This window comes from Sphingomicrobium nitratireducens (assembly GCF_026157035.1).
Lineage (GTDB): Bacteria > Pseudomonadota > Alphaproteobacteria > Sphingomonadales > Sphingomonadaceae > Sphingomicrobium > Sphingomicrobium nitratireducens.
In genome coordinates this window covers 1,822,855-1,840,173 of sequence record NZ_JANJZA010000001.1, presented here as the reverse complement: position 1 = coordinate 1,840,173, position 17,319 = coordinate 1,822,855, and the positions used below count along the sequence as shown (strand labels likewise).

General features: G+C 68.6%; 16 protein-coding genes. 8 read left to right on the top strand and 8 right to left on the bottom strand.

The genetic code is table 11. The features are described from left to right. Positions 1-17 precede the first annotated feature (17 nt). Complete coding sequence (locus NNY25_RS09365) at positions 18-956, top strand: hypothetical protein (RefSeq protein WP_265571091.1); 939 nt, start codon at positions 18-20, stop codon at positions 954-956. Between the two features lie 87 nt (positions 957-1,043). Here the strand turns inward: NNY25_RS09365 and NNY25_RS09360 are convergent, their stop codons facing one another. Further along, positions 1,044-1,652 (bottom strand): DUF4126 domain-containing protein, encoded by a 609-nt coding sequence (locus NNY25_RS09360; RefSeq protein ID WP_265571090.1) that lies wholly within the window; start codon positions 1,650-1,652, stop codon positions 1,044-1,046. A gap of 127 nt (positions 1,653-1,779) precedes the next feature. Between NNY25_RS09360 and NNY25_RS09355 the strand changes: the two genes are divergently transcribed. After that, positions 1,780-2,208, top strand: a complete 429-nt coding sequence (locus NNY25_RS09355; RefSeq protein ID WP_265571089.1) for a DoxX family protein — start codon at positions 1,780-1,782, stop codon at positions 2,206-2,208. Positions 2,209-2,348: 140 nt separating this feature from the next. On the opposite strand, the gene NNY25_RS09350 is transcribed toward NNY25_RS09355, so the two are convergent. The 4 genes from NNY25_RS09350 to NNY25_RS09335 form a co-directional block, all read right to left on the bottom strand. Continuing rightward, a complete protein-coding gene (locus NNY25_RS09350) occupies positions 2,349-3,530 on the bottom strand; it encodes an acetyl-CoA C-acyltransferase (protein ID WP_265571088.1) in 1,182 nt (393 codons plus the stop codon). A gap of 14 nt (positions 3,531-3,544) precedes the next feature. Next, entirely contained in the window at positions 3,545-4,000 is a 456-nt protein-coding gene (locus tag NNY25_RS09345) for a MaoC family dehydratase (RefSeq protein ID WP_265571087.1), read from the bottom strand. A 62-nt stretch (positions 4,001-4,062) separates the two neighbouring features. Next, positions 4,063-5,331, bottom strand: a complete 1,269-nt coding sequence (locus tag NNY25_RS09340; protein WP_265571086.1) for a mechanosensitive ion channel domain-containing protein — start codon at positions 5,329-5,331, stop codon at positions 4,063-4,065. Positions 5,332-5,381: 50 nt separating this feature from the next. Next, positions 5,382-6,422 (bottom strand): DNA topoisomerase IB, encoded by a 1,041-nt coding sequence (locus tag NNY25_RS09335; protein WP_265571085.1) that lies wholly within the window; start codon positions 6,420-6,422, stop codon positions 5,382-5,384. 66 nt (positions 6,423-6,488) lie between these two features. Here NNY25_RS09335 and NNY25_RS09330 point away from each other — a divergent pair, with 66 nt between their 5' ends. Next, positions 6,489-7,025 carry a type 1 glutamine amidotransferase domain-containing protein gene (locus tag NNY25_RS09330; RefSeq protein ID WP_265571525.1) on the top strand — a complete coding sequence of 179 codons (537 nt, stop codon included), beginning with the start codon at positions 6,489-6,491 and terminating at the stop codon, positions 7,023-7,025. Positions 7,026-7,061: 36 nt separating this feature from the next. Continuing rightward, on the top strand, positions 7,062-7,595 hold the full coding sequence (locus NNY25_RS09325) for a hypothetical protein (protein ID WP_265571084.1): 534 nt from the start codon (positions 7,062-7,064) through the stop codon (positions 7,593-7,595). Here the strand turns inward: NNY25_RS09325 and NNY25_RS09320 are convergent. Continuing rightward, the gene (locus NNY25_RS09320) at positions 7,592-7,933 is read right to left on the bottom strand and encodes a hypothetical protein (RefSeq protein ID WP_265571083.1); all 342 of its coding nucleotides are present in this window, start codon (positions 7,931-7,933) and stop codon (positions 7,592-7,594) included. The genes NNY25_RS09325 and NNY25_RS09320 overlap by 4 nt on opposite strands. After that, positions 7,930-8,103 (bottom strand): hypothetical protein, encoded by a 174-nt coding sequence (locus NNY25_RS09315; protein WP_265571082.1) that lies wholly within the window; start codon positions 8,101-8,103, stop codon positions 7,930-7,932. The genes NNY25_RS09320 and NNY25_RS09315 overlap by 4 nt, the downstream gene beginning before the upstream one ends. Positions 8,104-8,198: 95 nt before the next feature. Between NNY25_RS09315 and NNY25_RS09310 the strand changes: the two genes are divergently transcribed. From NNY25_RS09310 to NNY25_RS09295, 4 genes are all read left to right on the top strand, one after another. Beyond that, entirely contained in the window at positions 8,199-8,846 is a 648-nt protein-coding gene (locus NNY25_RS09310; protein ID WP_265571081.1) for a S24 family peptidase, read from the top strand. Between the two features lie 87 nt (positions 8,847-8,933). Continuing rightward, entirely contained in the window at positions 8,934-9,143 is a 210-nt protein-coding gene (locus NNY25_RS09305; protein WP_265571080.1) for a hypothetical protein, read from the top strand. A 99-nt stretch (positions 9,144-9,242) separates the two neighbouring features. Next, positions 9,243-11,330, top strand: coding sequence for an autotransporter assembly complex protein TamA (locus NNY25_RS09300; protein ID WP_265571079.1), 2,088 nt, complete (start codon positions 9,243-9,245; stop codon positions 11,328-11,330). Beyond that, positions 11,330-15,493, top strand: a complete 4,164-nt coding sequence (locus NNY25_RS09295; protein WP_265571078.1) for a translocation/assembly module TamB domain-containing protein — start codon at positions 11,330-11,332, stop codon at positions 15,491-15,493. Before NNY25_RS09300 ends, NNY25_RS09295 begins: the two co-directional genes overlap by 1 nt. Before the next feature lie 259 nt (positions 15,494-15,752). On the opposite strand, the gene glnA is transcribed toward NNY25_RS09295, so the two are convergent. Beyond that, entirely contained in the window at positions 15,753-17,165 is a 1,413-nt protein-coding gene (gene glnA, locus NNY25_RS09290) for a type I glutamate--ammonia ligase (protein WP_265571077.1), read from the bottom strand. Between the last annotated feature and the right edge of the window lie 154 nt (positions 17,166-17,319).

Below are 17,319 nucleotides of genomic sequence, written 5' to 3'. Positions count from 1 at the left end.
TCGAAGGAGATGATGCCATGCATACCTTGATCGCCGCTTTCGCGATGGCCGCGCTGGTGCAGCCCGTCACCGCCCAGCCGGCTTCTCCGCTCCAGCCGACCACCAAGTGGGCGCAGGGGTTCGATGGGGTGCAGTGCCTCGCGCTGCGCGACTACGGTCCGGTGCATCTTGCGATCAAGGCCTACGGGATCGGTCCGGGTCTCGACATCTCGCTCGTCGAGGATGGGGCCAGCGCGCCCGAACTGACCGCGATCGGGCAGGTCGGGACCGAAACGGGGAGCGACGCCGCGCCCGCCACGCGGTTCGCGCATGCCGAGGCCAACCGGCTGGTGTCGACCTGGATGGCGAGCGACAGCTCGATGCTGTTCGATGCCGACACGTTGACGCTGACGCTGGGCGAGCGGACGGTGTCGCTGGCGCTCACCAATATGCAGTTCCTCGTTCCCGCGCTCGACCGCTGCCGGCTCATGCTGCAGCGCGCGTATGACCCCACCTGGGCCGATTTGCCCGAGCTGCCGGGTGCGCGCGAGGGCGGCGCCGACGTCTTCGGCGCGTTCGACTACGCTTCGGTCGCGGCCGATCCGACGACGCCGAGCCGTTTCCGCGCGCTTCTGCTGCTCGACGAGCAAGGCGCCATCATCGACTGCACGCTCACCGAGCACGAGGGCGATCCGGTTGCGCTGGTACAGGCGTGCGGTGTGATCCGCAGCGAGGCGCAGTTCGCCCCCGCCACCGATGGCGGCGGCGCGCCGGTGCGCTCGGCGGTGCTGAGCGACCCGATCGTATGGGCACGCGCCGACGAGGACGTCGCCAACACCAACCGGCGCCAACGGTCCGAGCAGAATGCGCTCGAGGGCTATAACGACGCCGTGCGCGGCAACAATGGTGAAGGCGCGCTGTTGCGTCCCCCCGGCGATGCGAACACCGTCACCTATCCGCAGGGACGCGGCGACTAGGCCTCAGGCAAAGCCACTACCGCGCTCTTCCGGCCGACGCGCGCCAACGCGGGCGCGCTTGCGGCGGTCTCGGAGGTTCGCAGCGCTTCAGTCGGATCCGTCGGCGGGGCGCGTCGACAGGCCGAGCAGCTTGCGGATCGCCCGCCGCGCCGCAAAGATCAGCCACAAGGTCAGCGCAACCATCGCCGCCGCGACCAGCGCCGCCGCGATGGGGTTGAGGATGGCCAGCGCCAGTAGGCCCCCGGTGGCGATATCCTCGCCCGTGCTCACGACCATGTTGCTGACCGGCTCGGGGCTCATGTTGACCGCCGCGCGCGCGCTCGCCTTGCCCACGTGGGCGGCAAAGGCCGCACCGCCGCCCAGCAGGAAAGCCGCGATCTGGAAGGCCGGATCGCCTGCATCGACGATCGCCATCGCGAGAAGCGCGCCGCCGAGCGGCCGGATGAAGCCGTGGATGCTGTCCCAGACGCTATCGACCCACGCGATCTTGTCGGCGAAGAATTCGAGGAACGTGCCAACGCCCGCGATCGCCAACACCCAGTTGTTGGCCAGCACGTCGAGCGCCTGCATGTTGTCGGGGAGCGGGACCCAGCCGAATTTCATGCCGAGCCCGGTAATGAAGGTGACGAGGTAGAGCCGCCAGCCGGCGAGCAGGCTGGTCGAGGCGGCCAGCGCGACGAGTTCGAAGGCGTCCATGAGCACGACGCTGGCAGGAAGCGGGCACGAAGGAAAGCGAAAGCGGCGCGCGAGCCTATGGCGGGAAACCGACATTTGGCGTAAAAGCTTGTTTCATCCCCCGGTCACACAGGGAAGGACGGAGAGGATGAACAGTACCAGAGACTATCTTTCGCCGATCGCGCGGCTGCTTCTCAGCCTCGTTTTCATCGTCGCGGGCTTCCAGAAGGTCGGTGCCTACCAGGAAACCGTCGCCTACATGGAATCGCAGGGCGTGCCGGGGCTGCTATTACCCCTCGTGCTGGCAACCGAGATCGGTGGCGGACTGATGGTGGCGCTGGGCTGGCACGCGCGCATCGCCGCGATGGTGCTCGCCGCGTTCAGCCTCCTGTCCGGGATCGTCTTCCACCTGATGCCGGCGATGGAACTCGCAGGGCCCGAATATTACGGGCAGATGGCGCACTTCTGGAAGAATCTCGCCATCGCGGGCGGCATGGCGATGATCGTCGCCAACGGGCCTGGCCTATTCTCGCTGCGCTCGAAGGGCGAGCCGGAAGTGACCGTCGCCGCGGATTAAGGTTTCGGTTGAGGGCGTGTGTGCGGGGGCAGGGCGGCCTGCCCCCGTCGGACCTGTCGCTACGCGCAGGCCGTGCGCAGGGGCACGCGTCTCTCGACCAAGGCGCGCCCGCTGCGCTCCGCCTGCCTTGCTCTCGGCGCTTAAAGCACCTCGAACAGGCCGGCAGCGCCCATGCCGCCGCCGACACACATGGTGACGACGACATATTTGGCGCCGCGGCGCTTGCCTTCGATCAGCGCGTGGCCGGTCATGCGCGCGCCGCTCATGCCGTAGGGGTGGCCGATCGAGATCGAGCCGCCGTCGACGTTCATCAGCTCGTCGGGAATGCCGAGCTGCTGCTGGCTGTAGAGCACCTGGACCGCGAAGGCCTCGTTGAGCTCCCACAGGCCGATGTCCGAGACCTTGAGGTCGAACCGCTCGAGCAGGCGGTTGACCGCGGGGACCGGGCCGATGCCCATCTCGTCGGGCTCGGTGCCCGCGACCGCCATGCCGACGTAGCGGCCGAGCGGGGCGAGCCCGCGCCTCGCCGCTTCGCCCGCTTCCATGACGATGCAGGCCGACGAGCCGTCGGACAGCTGCGAGGCGTTGCCCGCGGTGATGGTCGTGCCGGGGCCGAGCACCGGCTGGAGCGAAGAGAGGCCTTCGAGCGTAGTGTCGGGGCGGTTGCCCTCGTCCTTCGAGACGGTGATCTCCTTGGTCGAGACCGCGCCCGTCTCGCGATCCTTGACGCCCATCGTGACGGTGACCGGGACGATCTCGTCGTCGAAGCGGCCGGCGTCCTGCGCGGCGGCGGTGCGCTGCTGCGATTTGAGGGCATATTCGTCCATCGCTTCGCGGCTGATGCCGTAACGCTGGGCGACCGTCTCGGCGGTCTGGAGCATCGGCATGTAGGTCGCGGGGTGCATCTTTACGAGTTCGGGGTCCATCGCGACGCGCATCTCGGGGGTCTGGACCATCGAGATCGAATCCTGCCCGCCCGCAGCGACGATTCCCATGCGGTCGTCGATGACCTGCTTGGCCGCGGTCGCGATCGCCATCAGGCCCGAGGAACACTGGCGGTCGATGGTCATGCCCGCGACGGTGACCGGGCAGCCGGCGCGCAGCGCGACCTGGCGGCCGATATTGCCGAACTGGGTGCCCTGCGTGAGCACCGCGCCCCATACGACGTCGTCGATCTCGCCCGCCTCGATCCCCGCGCGCTCGATAGCGGGGGCGAGGGAGTAGCTGCCCAGCGTCGCGCCGTGGGTCATGTTGAAGGCGCCCTTGTAGGCGCGGCCGATGGGCGTGCGGGCGGTGGAAACGATGACGGCGTCACGGGACATAGGGATGGATCCTTCTAGGTGATGATCAGGCCGAGCCAGTCGGCCAGCAATGCGGGTTTGTCTTCGCCCTCGATCTCGACGGTGACGCGGTGGCGCAGGAGCAGCTGCCCCGGCGCCTTGTCGCTCACCTCTTCCAGAACGAAGCGGCCGCGGACTCGTTTCCCCGCGCGAACGGGGGCGAGGAAGCGGACGCGGTCGAGCCCGTAATTGACGGCCATTTTCGTGGTGTCGGGCACGAGCATGACGTCCACGGCCATGCGCGAGAGGAGCGACAGGGACAGGAAACCGTGCGCGATCGTGCCTCCGAACGGGGTCTGCGCGGCGGCGGCGGGATCGACGTGGATGAACTGGCGGTCCTCGGTCGCGTCGGCAAAGGCGTCGATGCGGTCCTGTGTCACCTCGATCCAGTCGGACACGCCGATGTCGGTGCCGACGGCAGCACGGATCGCGTCGAGGGAGGTGACGGGCATGGGGTTCTCTTACGCTTTCCGTTTACGTAAAGGCAAGCCCGTTGCGAATTCGAACCTATCCGTCAGTCGCTCTCGGGCCGGGCAGCCGCCTGTCGCACGGTGCGCGACGGGGCGGCGGCGGGCTCGTCGCCTTTCGCCACGGCGACCACCGGCATCGCGGCTGGGTAGGGCATGATCATCGTCCCGTCGGGCGCCGAGGTGAAAGTGGTCTGCGTGGGGTAGGCGAACTCGATGCCTTCGCGCGCGAAGATCTCGACCAGCGCGATGTGGATGAGCGACTGCACGCCGAGGATCTCGTTGAAGTCCTGGCTTTCATGTTCGTAGACCAGCTCGAAATCGATCGAACTGTCGCCGAAGCCGGTGCACACGCAGCGCACGATCTCGATCTCGTCATGGTGCGAGAGCGCCTCTTCGCACAGGGCGCGCATCCGCTTCAGCTTGGCGGGCGCGGTCTGGTAGATGACGCCGAAGGGGATGGTGCGGCGACGGCGCTGCGCCTCGGCGATGTTGGAGACTTCCTGGTCGAGCAGCTTGGTGTTGTTCATGATGACCTGCTCGCCGGTCACCGCGCGGATGCGGGTAGTCTTCATGCCGATCTTCTCGACCGTGCCGATGGTGCCGCCCACGCCGCCATAGCTGATCGTGTCGCCCTTCCGGAACGGGCGGTCGAAGACGATCGCGAGCGCGGCGAAGAGGTCGGAGAAAATGCCCTGCGCGGCAAGACCGATGGCGATGCCGCCGATCCCGAAGCCGGCGATCAGCGGGCCGACGTCGACCCCCAGATTGTCGAGAATGATGAGGATCGCGATAGCGAAGGCGGCGACGCTGACCAGCACGCGGATCAGCGAGAGGGCGTTGGCGAGCGTGCTCTCGCGGTCGTCCTCCTCGACCACCTTGGAGGTGATCACGCCGAGGATCAGCTCGCGCGCCCAGATCGCACCCTGCAGCGCGGACACGATGATGAAGGCGACGTCGACCATCCGCGCGATCGGCGCGGGGATCTGGGTATGGCTGACGACGATGTCGCTTGCCGCGACGATCATGAACAGGAGCGTCGTGCGCGCGAACACGCTGGCGATGATGCCCTTCCAGCTGGTGCGGTCGCGGTCGCGGTCGAGGAAACGGCGGCCGAGCGTGCGCAGGATCAGCATCAGCCCGACGATGCCGGTCGCGACCAGCCCGCCGATGACGAGGCCTTCCCAGTTGGTCGCGATCCAGCCGAGCGTCTGCTCGACCGGCTGTTCGAACCGCTCGACGGTCTCTTCGACCTTCAAGGCGTCGGAGCCGATCTGATCGGCGGCGTCGTTGGCGAGGGTGCTGGCGGTTTCCATGAAGGCCTGTGTGGCGGGGACGGGCAGGAAGTTCAACCGCCCGCGCGGGTTCAGCTCTCGCCGCGCAGGAGCTTGAGCAGGCGGCGGCGCCCCGTGCCGGGGCGATGTTCGAGGAAGGCGAGCAGCTGGGTTTCGGCGCGCGACAAGCGGGCGCGCGGGCGGCGGGTGAGGCGCATCGTACCGAGCGGTGCGTCGGGGTTCGCCTTGACCGCCTCGATCAACTCGGGGTGGATGTAGGAGGAACGGGTCACCGCGGGCGTGTTGCCGAGTGCGTCGGCGACGGGTTCGAGCAGCATTTTCAGCGTGAGCGGCTCGCGGCGGCGGTGATGGTCGGCGATGATCGCCATGGCGAGGCGCGAGGCACCCCAGGTGCGGAAGTTTTTGGCGGTGAAGTCGGTGCCCGAGATCTCGCGCAGATAGGCGTTGACGTCGGCCGAGCCGATGCGGCGCACGGCGCCGTCCTCGTCGACATACTGGAACAATTGCTGGCCCGGCAGCTCGTGCGCCTCGCCGATGATGCGCACGAGGGCAGGTTCGGTGATGGTCACCTCACGCTCGACCCCATGCTTGGCGCGGAAGCTGACCTTGAGGCGGGTCTTCAGCCGCTCGACATGGCGGTTGCGCAAGGTCGTCGCGCCGAAGCTCTTGTTGGTGCGGCTATACTGGTCGTTGCCGATGCGAAGGTGCGCCGTGTCCATCAGCCGCACGACCGCGGCGAGCACGGTCTCGCGGGCGAGCGAGCGGCGGCGAAGATCGCGCGCGACCTGCTTGCGGATGCGCGGCAGCGCGCGGCCGAACTTGGGCAGACCCTCGAACTTGTCCGCCTCGGCGTGGAGGCGATATTCGTCGTGATAGCGATATTGCTTGCGGCCCTTGTCGTCATAGCCGGTGGCCTGGATATGGCCCTTCTCGTCGCGGCAGTACCACACGTTGCGGTAGGCGGGCGGGACGGCGAGCGCGTCGAGGCGGGCCTTGAGCGTATCGTTCTCGACCTTGTGGCCGCCCGCGTCGTAATAGGCGAAGCCCTTGCCGAAGCGGCGGCGGGAATAGCCCGGTTCTTCGTCGCTGGAGAGGCGCAGGTCGGCGGTCATGTCGGAGCAGAAAGAGCCGCGGGGGCGTTCGGTTCCAAAGTCGGCTAGACGACGGAAAGGTGGATGATGGACGATCTGAGCGGCAAGACGGTGCTGATCATGGCGAGCGACGGGTTCGAGGAGGTCGAGCTGACGGGGCCTCGAGAACGGCTGTCGCAGGCGGGTGCGAGGGTGGTGATCGCGTCGCCAACGCTCGAACCGATCCAGGCGCGGGTGATGGACGACCCGACCATCAAGGTGCAGCCGGATGTCCGGATCGAGGAGGTCGATGCGGGCGATTATGACGCGCTGGTGCTGCCGGGCGGGGTCATCAATCCCGATCATTTGCGCACCAACGAGACGGCGGTGCAATTGGTGCGCGATTTCGACGAGGCGAAAAAGCCGGTGGCGGCGATCTGTCACGGTCCGTGGATGTTGGTCGAGGCGGACGTGCTCAGGGGCAGGAAAGCGACGAGCTGGCCCTCGATCCGCACCGACATGAGGAATGCGGGCGCGAACGTGGTCGACGAGGCGGCGTGCGTCGACGGGCACCTCATCACCAGCCGCAATCCCGATGACGTGCCCGATTTCTGCGCAGCGATCGGGCGCGCGCTCGCGGGCTAACGGAAATTCAACCGGCGCGGACGTAGGCTGGCGCGCATGGAACGGGTTCAGGGACGATTCGACCGCTGGGTCGACGTGGGTGCGGCCGCCGTCGCGGGGATCGCGGTCGGCACCGCACTCGAGGCGTTTTCGCCGGGGCTGGCCGCCGCGTGGCGCGCAGCCGGGGCGCTCGCGGCGTTCGCGCTGGTATTTTCGGCCATGGCTCGGGTCGGGGGCGAGGAGCCCGACCTTCCGGACTTCGCGCTGCCGCCGCTGCCGTTCGAGCGCGACGCGGATGAATTGCTCCTGGTCGAGGAAGCGGCGCCTGTTGCCGCCGGCGAGTGCGAAGCGCTGCTTCTCGACGATCTCGTCGGCGCGCTCGACCCGGGTTCGCGCGTGGTCGCGCTGTTCGGCGACGGGCGCGGCGCACCGATCCCGACCGCGGGCGAATTGAAGGCGCGCATCGACCGGCATCTCGCGGCACAGGCTCGCGAGCCGGCCGCGCCGGGCGAACCGGCCCTCCACCCGGTGCCCGATGCGGCGGACGCGCTGCGCGCCGCGCTCCACGAGGTGCGCGCTTCGCTGCGCTAGGCCGGTTCCTCGCGGATCGTCAGCGCCTCGATCATCAGTCCCAACGAACCGTCGGCGAGCGCGATCGGCGGTTCGGCGAGCGCGATGTCGGCGAGGATCTGCCCGGGAATCGCGAATTCCGCTTCTTCCAGGCCCTCGGTCAGGGCGCGCGCCACGACCTGCGCGTCGGGCGGAGGAATTCGGAGGCTGATCTCGTGTCGCTCGCCGATGAAGGTGAGCGATTGCCAATCGGTCGAACGCGCCTCGATGAGAATGATCCTATCGGCGGCGACCCCGGTGCGTGCGAGCAGGCCGCGCATCAGACTGGTGGCGGCGGGCGAGAGGGCAAGCTTCATCATTGCACCGTCTCCAAGTAAGAGCGCACGCGCCTCTCGGTCGCCGGGCGCGGTTCGCGGCCCCTGCGAAGGTCGAAGACGAAGCGCGGATCCCCCGTCGCGTCGCGCCCGAAGCGCGCCGCGGCGATATTGCTGTTCCTGAGATAATTCTCGACGTCACGTAGTAGATGCACTGGTGTAAGTCCCCACTCTGGAGCGACTCGGCATCCCATTGTCTTCCAATTCGTTTCCTACTTGTCTAGGATATTTCCTAGACTATGGAGAGGCCATGACGGAATCGCCTGCACAGCTGATCGAGCGGCTCTGCCGCGAACGGGGGGCCGACTATGCCGGCCTGTCGCGGCTGATCGGGAAGAACTCGGCCTATATCCACCAGTTCATCCATCGCGGCAGCCCCAAGCGGCTGGGCGAGGAGGAGCGGCGCACGCTCGCGCGTTATTTCGGAGTCAGCGAGGAAATGCTCGGTGGGCCGGCGGTCGGCGCTCTCGAGGCCGACGGATTGGCGGTCGTCGCGCGGCGGCCGGTGCGCGCTTCGGCGGGGCCCGGCGCGCTGGCGGCGGGCGAGCGCGCGCACGGACGCTTCGGGTTCGACCCGGCCTGGCTCAGGCGGCTGACGGCCTCGCGGCCCGACCAGCTGGCGGTGATCCGCGTCGAGGGGGATTCGATGGCGCCGACGCTGGCCGAGGGAGACGATATCCTGATCGATCATGGCGATGCGGCGGGCCGGCTGCGCGACGGCATCTACGTGCTGAGGATCGACGACGCGCTGGTGGTCAAGCGCCTCGCGCTCCACCCGTTCGACGGGCGCATCACCATCCAGTCGGACAATCCGGCCTGGCCCGACTGGCCCGACGTGCCGCGCGGCGACCTCGACATCGTCGGGCGCGTCTTGTGGGCGGGGCGGCGGATTTCCTGACATTCCGGCGGGAATTTTCATGGTTACCGCGAAGTTGAGCATGTCCGTGGGGAATGGCGAAAGGCGCATCGGGTTAAGACGCCGCCCATGGAAACGCCTTTCATCTCCGGCCGCGAGGCCGTCAGCGACGCGTCGCAACTGATCGAGGCCTTCGGCGACGATGCCGGGTTCGAGGCGGCCGCGCGCGCCGAGAGCAGCCGCGCGCTCGGCAACGTGCGCCGCTACTGCCACTGGCGCCATATCGAGCGGCTGATCGTGGCGCTGTCCGAGGGCGCGGCACCGGGCACCGTCCACTAGGGACGACGCGCCGAGGCGTTCCCGTTTAACGATGATCCTTACGCCGCCGTAAGCTTTGGGCTGGCGGGGCAAGCCCCTTCGGGGCTAGGCTCGTGATTGATGCGGTCGAGATGGCTCGGCGGGACCGCGCGCTGTGCGTGGGTCTTTTTTGGTGCCGGCCTCCTGTTCGGCGCCCTGCCTGCTCATGCCCAGGACACGCCGCCGATCGATCCCGAATGGGACGATATCGCGATCGACCCCGACGCGCCGCTCGACCCGCTGCCCGGGATCGACGTCGAATGGCCCGACCTGCCGGGCGAGGAGCCCGAGGAAGCGACCGTCGCGCCCGAACCCGATGCGCCGGGCGAGCCGGCCCCGGACGAGGAAGTCGCGCTCGAGGAGGAATTCGCCGAGGAGGAGTTCGCGCCGCTCGCCGATTTCACGGGCGGGCGCCACTACCGGCTCGAGATCGAGGGCCTCGACCCGGCGCTTTCGGAGGAATTGCGGCCCTCGTTCGACGCGCTCTCGACGCTCGAGCAGGGCGACGGCGAGGCGACCAATGCCGCGCAGGTCGACCGGCGAGCGCGCGCCGATGCCGAAATCCTGTCCGAACTGATGCGCTCGCGAGGCTATTATGCCGCGATCGTGACGCCCGAGGTGCGCGCGCGTCCCGACGGGCTGCTTGTCATCCTGGTGGCCGAACCGGGGCCGCTCTACCGCTTCGAGACGGTCGAATTGCCGGGGCTGGCCGAGGCGGGCGCCCGGGAAGCGTCCGAGCTGCGACTACTTTACGGGATCGAGGAAGGCGATGCGGTCGTCGCCGAGAAGGTGATTGCGGGGCGCGAAGCGCTGGTCGAGGCGCTCGGGCGGCGCGGCTATGCGACTGCCGAAGTCGGCGAGCAGCAGGTGGTGATCGACCACGAGAGCGACAGCGCGCGCCTCGTCCAGCCGGTGACGCCGGGTCCGGTCGGCCATTTCGGCGCGATCCGCGTGACCGGCGAGCCGCCCTTCCCGAGCCGCCATGTCGGTCACATCGCGCGCTTCGAGGAGGGGCAGCGGTACGATAGCGAACTCGTTTCCGACCTACGCCGCGCCCTGATCCGCACCGGGCTGGTGTCCGACGTGACGGTCGACCCGGTCCCGGTCGACGGCGGCGAGACGGTCGATGTCGAGGTGACGCTGGCGCCAGCGCCCTATCGCACCATCGCGGGCGAGATCGGCTACGGGACCGGCGAGGGTTTCCGGCTCGAGGCGAGTTGGCAGCATCGCAACTTCTTCAACCCCGAGGGCGCGGTAACGCTGCGCGGGGTGGCGGGGACGCAGGAGCAGTTGGTCGCGGCCGAACTGCGCCGGTCGAACTGGAAGATGCGCGACCGCACGCTGCTGGCGCAGGTCATCGCGGGCAGCATCGACCGCGACGCCTATCGCTCGCGCTATGTCGGGATCGGCGCGGGGATCGAGCGCCTGTCCAATTTCCTGTGGCAGAAACCGTGGACGTGGAGCCTCGAGAGCGAACTGATCGCGACCAAGGAGCGCGACCGGTTCGACGAGGCGGGGCTGCTGTTCGAGCGCTCCTTCTTCATCGCCGCGGTGCCCGCCTCGCTACGCTATGACGGCACCGACGACCTGCTCGACCCGCAGAAGGGATTCCGGCTCGGCGGGCGGATCAGCCCCGAACTGAGCGTCGAACTGGCGAGCTTCTCGCTCGGCGGCGAGACGGTCGAGGCGGGCGCGCGCGAGACCTATCTGAAGGCGCAGATCGACGCGAGCGCCTATCATCCGGTGGGCGAGAACACGGTCATTGCGGGGCGCGTGAGGCTGGGCACGATCGTGGGCGCCGAGTTCGCCAATATCGCGCCCTCGCGGCGGCATTATGCGGGCGGCGGCGGGTCGGTGCGCGGTTATGGCTACCAGCGGCTGGGGCCGCGCGATGCGCTCAACGACCCGCTGGGCGGACGCAGCCTTGTCGAATTCTCGCTCGAGGCGCGGGTGCGGTTCGGCAACTTCGGGGTGGTACCCTTCATCGACGGCGGGCGGCTGAGCCGCGACGTGTGGCCGGGCACCGACGACTGGCAGTTCGGGGTCGGGATCGGGGCGCGCTACTACAGCTCGTTCGGGCCGATCCGCATCGACATCGGCACACCGATCAACCGGCAGGAGGGTGACAGCCGCATCGCGGTCGTGGTCAGCCTCGGACAGGCATTCTGATGGCCGAAGCCGACCCCACCGCGCCGCGGCAACGCGCGAAGAAGGGCTGGGGGCGGCGGCTGCTCAACGAGTTCATCGTGCTGCTGCTCGCGCTGGCGGTGATCGCGGCGGGGGCGCTGGTGCTGGTCGATACGGGGCCGGGGCATCGCTTCATCGCCGACCGGATCGCCTCGATGGACCTGGGCGGAGGCGTGCGCGTACGGATCGGGCGGATCGAGGGGTCGATCTACGACCGGATGCGCTTGAGGAACGTCGTCGTCAGCGACCCCGAGGGCGTGTTCCTGACCGCGCCCGAAGTGACGCTCGAATGGGCGCCGGGCGCATGGCTCTACGACAAGCTTCATGTCGACGAACTGTCGGCGCCGCTGGTGACGCTCGAGCGACTGCCCAGGACGCGGCCGTCGGGGGAGGACAAGCCGATCCTGCCGGGCTTCGACGTCCATGTCGGCAAGCTCGAGATCGAGAAGCTCGTGCTGGCCGAAGGGGTGACCGGGACGGCAAGGAGCGGGCGCGTTTCGGGGGCGGTGGACATTCGCGCGGGGCGCGCGATGGCCGAGCTCGACCTGCTCGTCGAGGGCGGGGATGCGGTCAAGCTTGCGCTCGACGCCGCGCCCGATGAGGACAAGTTCGACCTTTCATTGAAAGCCCAGGCGCCTGCGGACGGGCTGCTGCCCGCGCTGCTGGGGGTGAAGGCGCCGCTGTCGCTGACCCTCGACGGCGACGGGACATGGGCGAAATGGGCGGGCGAGGCGGCGCTCGATCTTGGCGATACGCAGGCATTGCGGCTCGCCATCGAGGCGCGCGAGGGGGTCTATGCGCTAGACGGGCGCGCCGATCCGTCGCCCTTCCTCGACGGCGTGGCGGCGCGGTTGACGCGCGGCGGGGTCAGGATCGACGGGCGGGTCGGGTTCGACCGGCGCGTACTCGACGGCGAGCTGACGCTGGCATCGCGCGCACTGAGCCTGGTCGCGCGCGGCGGGGTCGACCTTGGCGACAATCGCTTCGACGATTTGCGGGTCGGGGCGGAACTGGCGCAGCCCTCGGCGCTGTCGCCGGGCCTGTCGGGAACGCCGTGGCGCGCGACGATGACGCTGAACGGGGCGATGGCCAGCGCGCGCTATGCCTATCGGCTGCGCGCCGACCGGCTGGGGATCGACAATCTCACCTTCGTGGGCGCGCAGGTCGAGGGGCAGGGCACTCGGTCGAAACCGCCGGTGCGGGTGCCGCTCAACCTGACCGCGCGGCAGTTGCTCGGCGCGGGGCCGGAGGCGGAAGATATCCTTGCCGACCTGTCGGTGCGCGGCGGGCTGCTGGTGACGGACGCGCGCATTACCGGCAAGGATCTGCGGCTCATCTCGCGCAGGCTGCGCGCCACGCTCGACCTCGATATCGACCTCAAGCGCGGGAGCGTGGTCGCGGCCCTCAATGGCGCGCTGCCCGCCTACGAGGTGCCGGGGCTCGGACGCGTCGACGTGACCGCCGATCTCGACCTCGTCCCGGGCGCAGGCGGGATGGTGCTGACCGGAACGGCGCGCGCGCAAGTGACGCGGTTCGATAACGGCTTCCTCGCCAATGTCGCGGGCGGCAATCCGGTGGTGACGACGCGTCTCAGGCGCGGGCCCGACGGCGTGCTGCACTTCACCGATACGCGGCTGGTCGCGCCCAAGCTGACGCTGAGCGGATCGGGGATGCGGCGGCGCGACGGGACCTTCCTGTTCGAAGGGCTCGGCGAGCATGAGGATTACGGGCCGCTGACGCTGACCGTCGACGGCAATATCAGCCGGCCCGCGATCGGACTGGTGTTCGAGCGGCCCAATGCGGCGCTGGGGCTAGAGGACGTGGTGCTCGATTTGGCGCCGAGCGAGGCCGGGTTCGATTTCGCTGCGACGGGCGGATCGCGCTTCGGGCCGTTCACCGCCAATGGCGCGATCCTGCTGCCTGCGGGCGGCGAGGCGGCGCTCGACATCACATCGCTCAAGGTAGCGGGATCGGAAGGGTCGGGACGGCTGCGGATCGTCGAGGGCGGGCTCGAAGGGACGTTGCGACTGGCGGGCGGCGAGATCGGCGGGACGGTCGGCGTCCAGCCCGCAGCGGGCGGGGGACAGCGGATCGCGCTCAATCTCGTGCTCGACAATGCCGATTTCCCGGGGCCGCCGGTGATGCGCTTCGGCAGCGGGACGGTGAAGGCGACGCTGCTGCTGGGTGCCGAGGGCGGGATGGGCATCGACGGGACGCTCGATGCGCGGCGGGTCGACATTGCGGGCGCGGACGTGGCGCGGCTGAAGCTCGTCGGCGCGCTCCAGGACGGGCGCGGCACGATCAAGGCGGACATGGCCGGGCGGCGCGGCTCGGCGTTCGAACTAGCGCTCGAGGCAGCGGTTGCGCCCGAGCGGGTGGTCGTTCGCGGCAATGGCAGCCTCGACCGGCGGCGGCTGCGGCTGACGAAACCGGCGGTGCTGGTGCCCGACGGGGCGGGCGGCTGGGCGCTCGAAGGCGCGGAAGTGGCGTTCGGGCGCGGGCGAGCGAGCCTGTCGGCGAGCCTTGGAAGTAGGCCGCATCTCGATGCGCGGCTGAAGGCGATGCCGCTGGCGATCCTCGATCTTCTTCAGCCCGACATGGAACTGGGCGGTACGGCGGACGGGACGCTGTCGCTCGACCTGGGCAAGCGGCCCGAAGGGGCGGTCGACCTCAAGGTGCGCGGGCTGACGCGCTCGGGACTGGTGCTCGCCTCGCGGCCGATCGACGTCGCCATCAAGGGCAAGCTGGCGAACGGCAATGCCGGGGTCCGCGCAGTCGCAGCCGCCGACGGCAAGGTGGTCGGGCGCGCGCAGGCGCGTTTCGCGCCGCTTCCCGATGCGCCGCTGGGCGAAGCGCTGATGCGGGCACCGATGGTCGCGCAGCTGCGGTACGACGGGCCCGCCGACACGCTGTGGCGCTTGTCGGGGATCGAACTGTTCGACCTGACCGGGCCGCTGGCCGCCGGGGTCGATGCGCGCGGGAGCCTGCTCAACCCGCAGATCGCGGGCTCGCTCAAGACCGACGGGGCAAGGATCGAAAGCCCGGTGTCGGGCACGGTGGTCGAGAAGATTTCGGCGCGCGGGCGCTTCAACGGGGCGCAATTGACGCTGAGCAGCATCAAGGGGACGACGCCCGGCGGCGGGAGCGTGACGGGGTCGGGGACGCTGACCTTCGTCGGTGGCACGAGCGCGATCGACATGAAGTTCGATGCCAGGAAAGCGGTGCTGCTCGACCGCGACGACATCGGCGCGACGGTGACCGGGCCGCTCGCGATCCGTTCGTCGGGCACGGGGGGCACGATCTCCGGAACGCTCGCGCTCGACGAGGGTCGCTTCCAGCTGGGGCAGGCGGGGACGGTCGCCAAGATCCCGCGCATCGACGTGGTCGAACGCGGGCGCCCGGACGAGGAAGTCATCACCCGCGCCGAACTTTCGCCATGGACGCTCGACATCGATGTTGCGGGCGGGCCGCTGCAGGTGTCGGGGCTGGGGATCGAGAGCCGCTGGCGCACCGATCTCGCGATCGGCGGGACCTTGTCCGATCCGCGGCTCAACGGCGAGGCCGACCTCATCCAGGGCGACTATGATTTCGCGGGGCGCAATTTCCGCCTGTCGGAAGGCAAGATCCGTTTCCGCGGGAGGACGCCGCCCGACCCGCTGCTCGACATCGAGGCCGATGCCGAGGTGCAGGGGCTGCAGGCGACGGTGCTGGTGCAGGGGACCGGGCTCGAGCCGAGGATCAGCTTTACCTCGATTCCCGCCTTGCCCGAGGACGAACTCCTCTCGCGCATCCTGTTCGGAACCTCGATCACCAACCTTTCCGCCGCCGAGGCGCTGCAGCTGGGCGCGGCGGTGGCCTCGCTCCAGGCGGGCGGGGGCGGGCTCGACCCGATCAACGCGATCCGCAAGGCGGTCGGTCTCGATCGGTTGCGCATCCTCCCCGCCGACGTCGCGACGGGGCAGGAGACCGCGATCGCGGCCGGCAAGTACATCACGCGCAAGCTCTACGTCGAAGTGATCACCGACGGGCAGGGCTATACGGCGACGCAGGCCGAGTACCAGGTAACGCGCTGGCTCTCGATCCTCTCGACGATCAGCTCGATCGGGCGGGCGAGCGCGAACGTGCGCGTGTCGAAGGACTATTGAGGGACTAGAGGTCCCAGGGCGTGCCGGTGACGGTGCGGTCGGCGCGCGCGGCAGCGAAGGCCGGGAGCGGACGCGGCGTCACGAAACGGCGCACGAGCCTCGAGGGGAGGCTGCGCTGAAAGGCTGCGAAAGGGATCGTTTCGGCCGACATGGGCGCCATGATGCGCGCGCCATGCTTGCCAAATAGTAAAGGGCGCCCCCGCCGAGTGGAGGGAGCGCCCTTCGCGAAGTCCGAGCAGGACGTCGTAATGATAAGCGCTTACGCGCTGTAATACATGTCGAATTCGACCGGGCTGGGCGTGGTTTCCCAGCGCATCACCTCTTCCCACTTCAATTCCATGTAGGCGTCGATCTGGTCGTCCGAGAAGACGTCGCCCTTGGTCAGGAAGGCGCGGTCCTCGTTCAAGGCGATCAGCGCCTCGCGAAGGCTGCCGCACACCGTGGGGACGTCGACCAGTTCCTGCGGGGGAAGATCGTAGAGATTCTTGTCCATCGCCTCGCCCGGGTGGATGCGGTTCTGGATCCCGTCGAGCCCCGCCATCAGCAGCGCCGAATAAGCGAGATAGGGGTTGGCCATCGCGTCGGGGAAGCGGAATTCGACCCGCTTCGACTTCTCGCCCGCCCCGTAGGGGATGCGGCACGAGGCCGAGCGGTTGCGCGAGGAATAAGCGAGCAGCACCGGCGCCTCGAAACCCGGGACCAGCCGCTTGTAGCTGTTGGTCGTCGGGTTGGTGAAGGCGTTGAGGGCGCGCGCATGCTTGATCACGCCGCCGATGAAATAGAGCGCCATCTCGCTAAGGCCGGCATAGCCCGAGCCGGCGAACAGCGGCTTGCCGTCCTTCCAGATCGAGAAGTGGGTGTGCATGCCCGACCCGTTATCCTTGGCGATCGGCTTGGGCATGAAGGTCGCGGTCTTGCCATAGGCCTGCGCGACCATGTGCACGACATATTTGTAGACCTGCATGCGGTCGGCGGTCTCGACGAGTTGACCATAGGTGAGGCCGAGCTCGTGCTGGGCGGGGGCGACCTCGTGGTGGTGCTTGTCGCACGGCAGGCCCATCTCGATCATGGTCGAGACCATTTCGCCGCGAATGTCCTGCGCGCTGTCGACCGGGGCGACGGGGAAGTAGCCGCCCTTGGCGCGCGGGCGGTGGCCCATGTTGCCGCCCTCGTAGTCGCGGCTCGAATTGCCCGGCAACTCGATATCGTCGAGTTCGTAGCCCGAGCCGGCATAGCTGTCGGTGAAGCGCACGTCATCGAACATGAAGAACTCGGCCTCGGGACCGACATAGACGGTGTCACCGACGCCGGTCGCCTTGAGGTAGGCCTCGGCGCGGGTCGCGGTCGAGCGCGGGTCGCGGCCGTACAGTTCGCCGGTCGAGGGTTCGACGATGTTGCAGAACAGCACCAGCATCGGCGTGGCGCTGAACGGGTCGACATAGGCGGCATCGAGATCGGGCTTGAGGATCATGTCCGATTCGTTGATCGCCTTCCAGCCGGCGATCGAGCTGCCGTCGAACATCAGCCCGTCTTCGAGCTGGTCCTCGTCGAGCATCGCGGCGACCATCGCGAGGTGCTGCCACTTGCCCTTGGGATCGGTGAAGCGCAGGTCGACATATTCGATTTCCTCGTCCTCGATCCGCTTGAGGATATCCTTCGCCTTCGTCGCCATGATGCTGCTGCTCCCGTCTTCGAATGTGTGAACGCCGGACGCGTGCGGTCCGGCGGATGGGACAGGGATTCCAGTTGGCGCCGCGCCCGGCAAGCGCGACTCGACACGGCGTGAACAATTCACGGGTGGTGCGCAGATTCGCTTCCACGCGCCT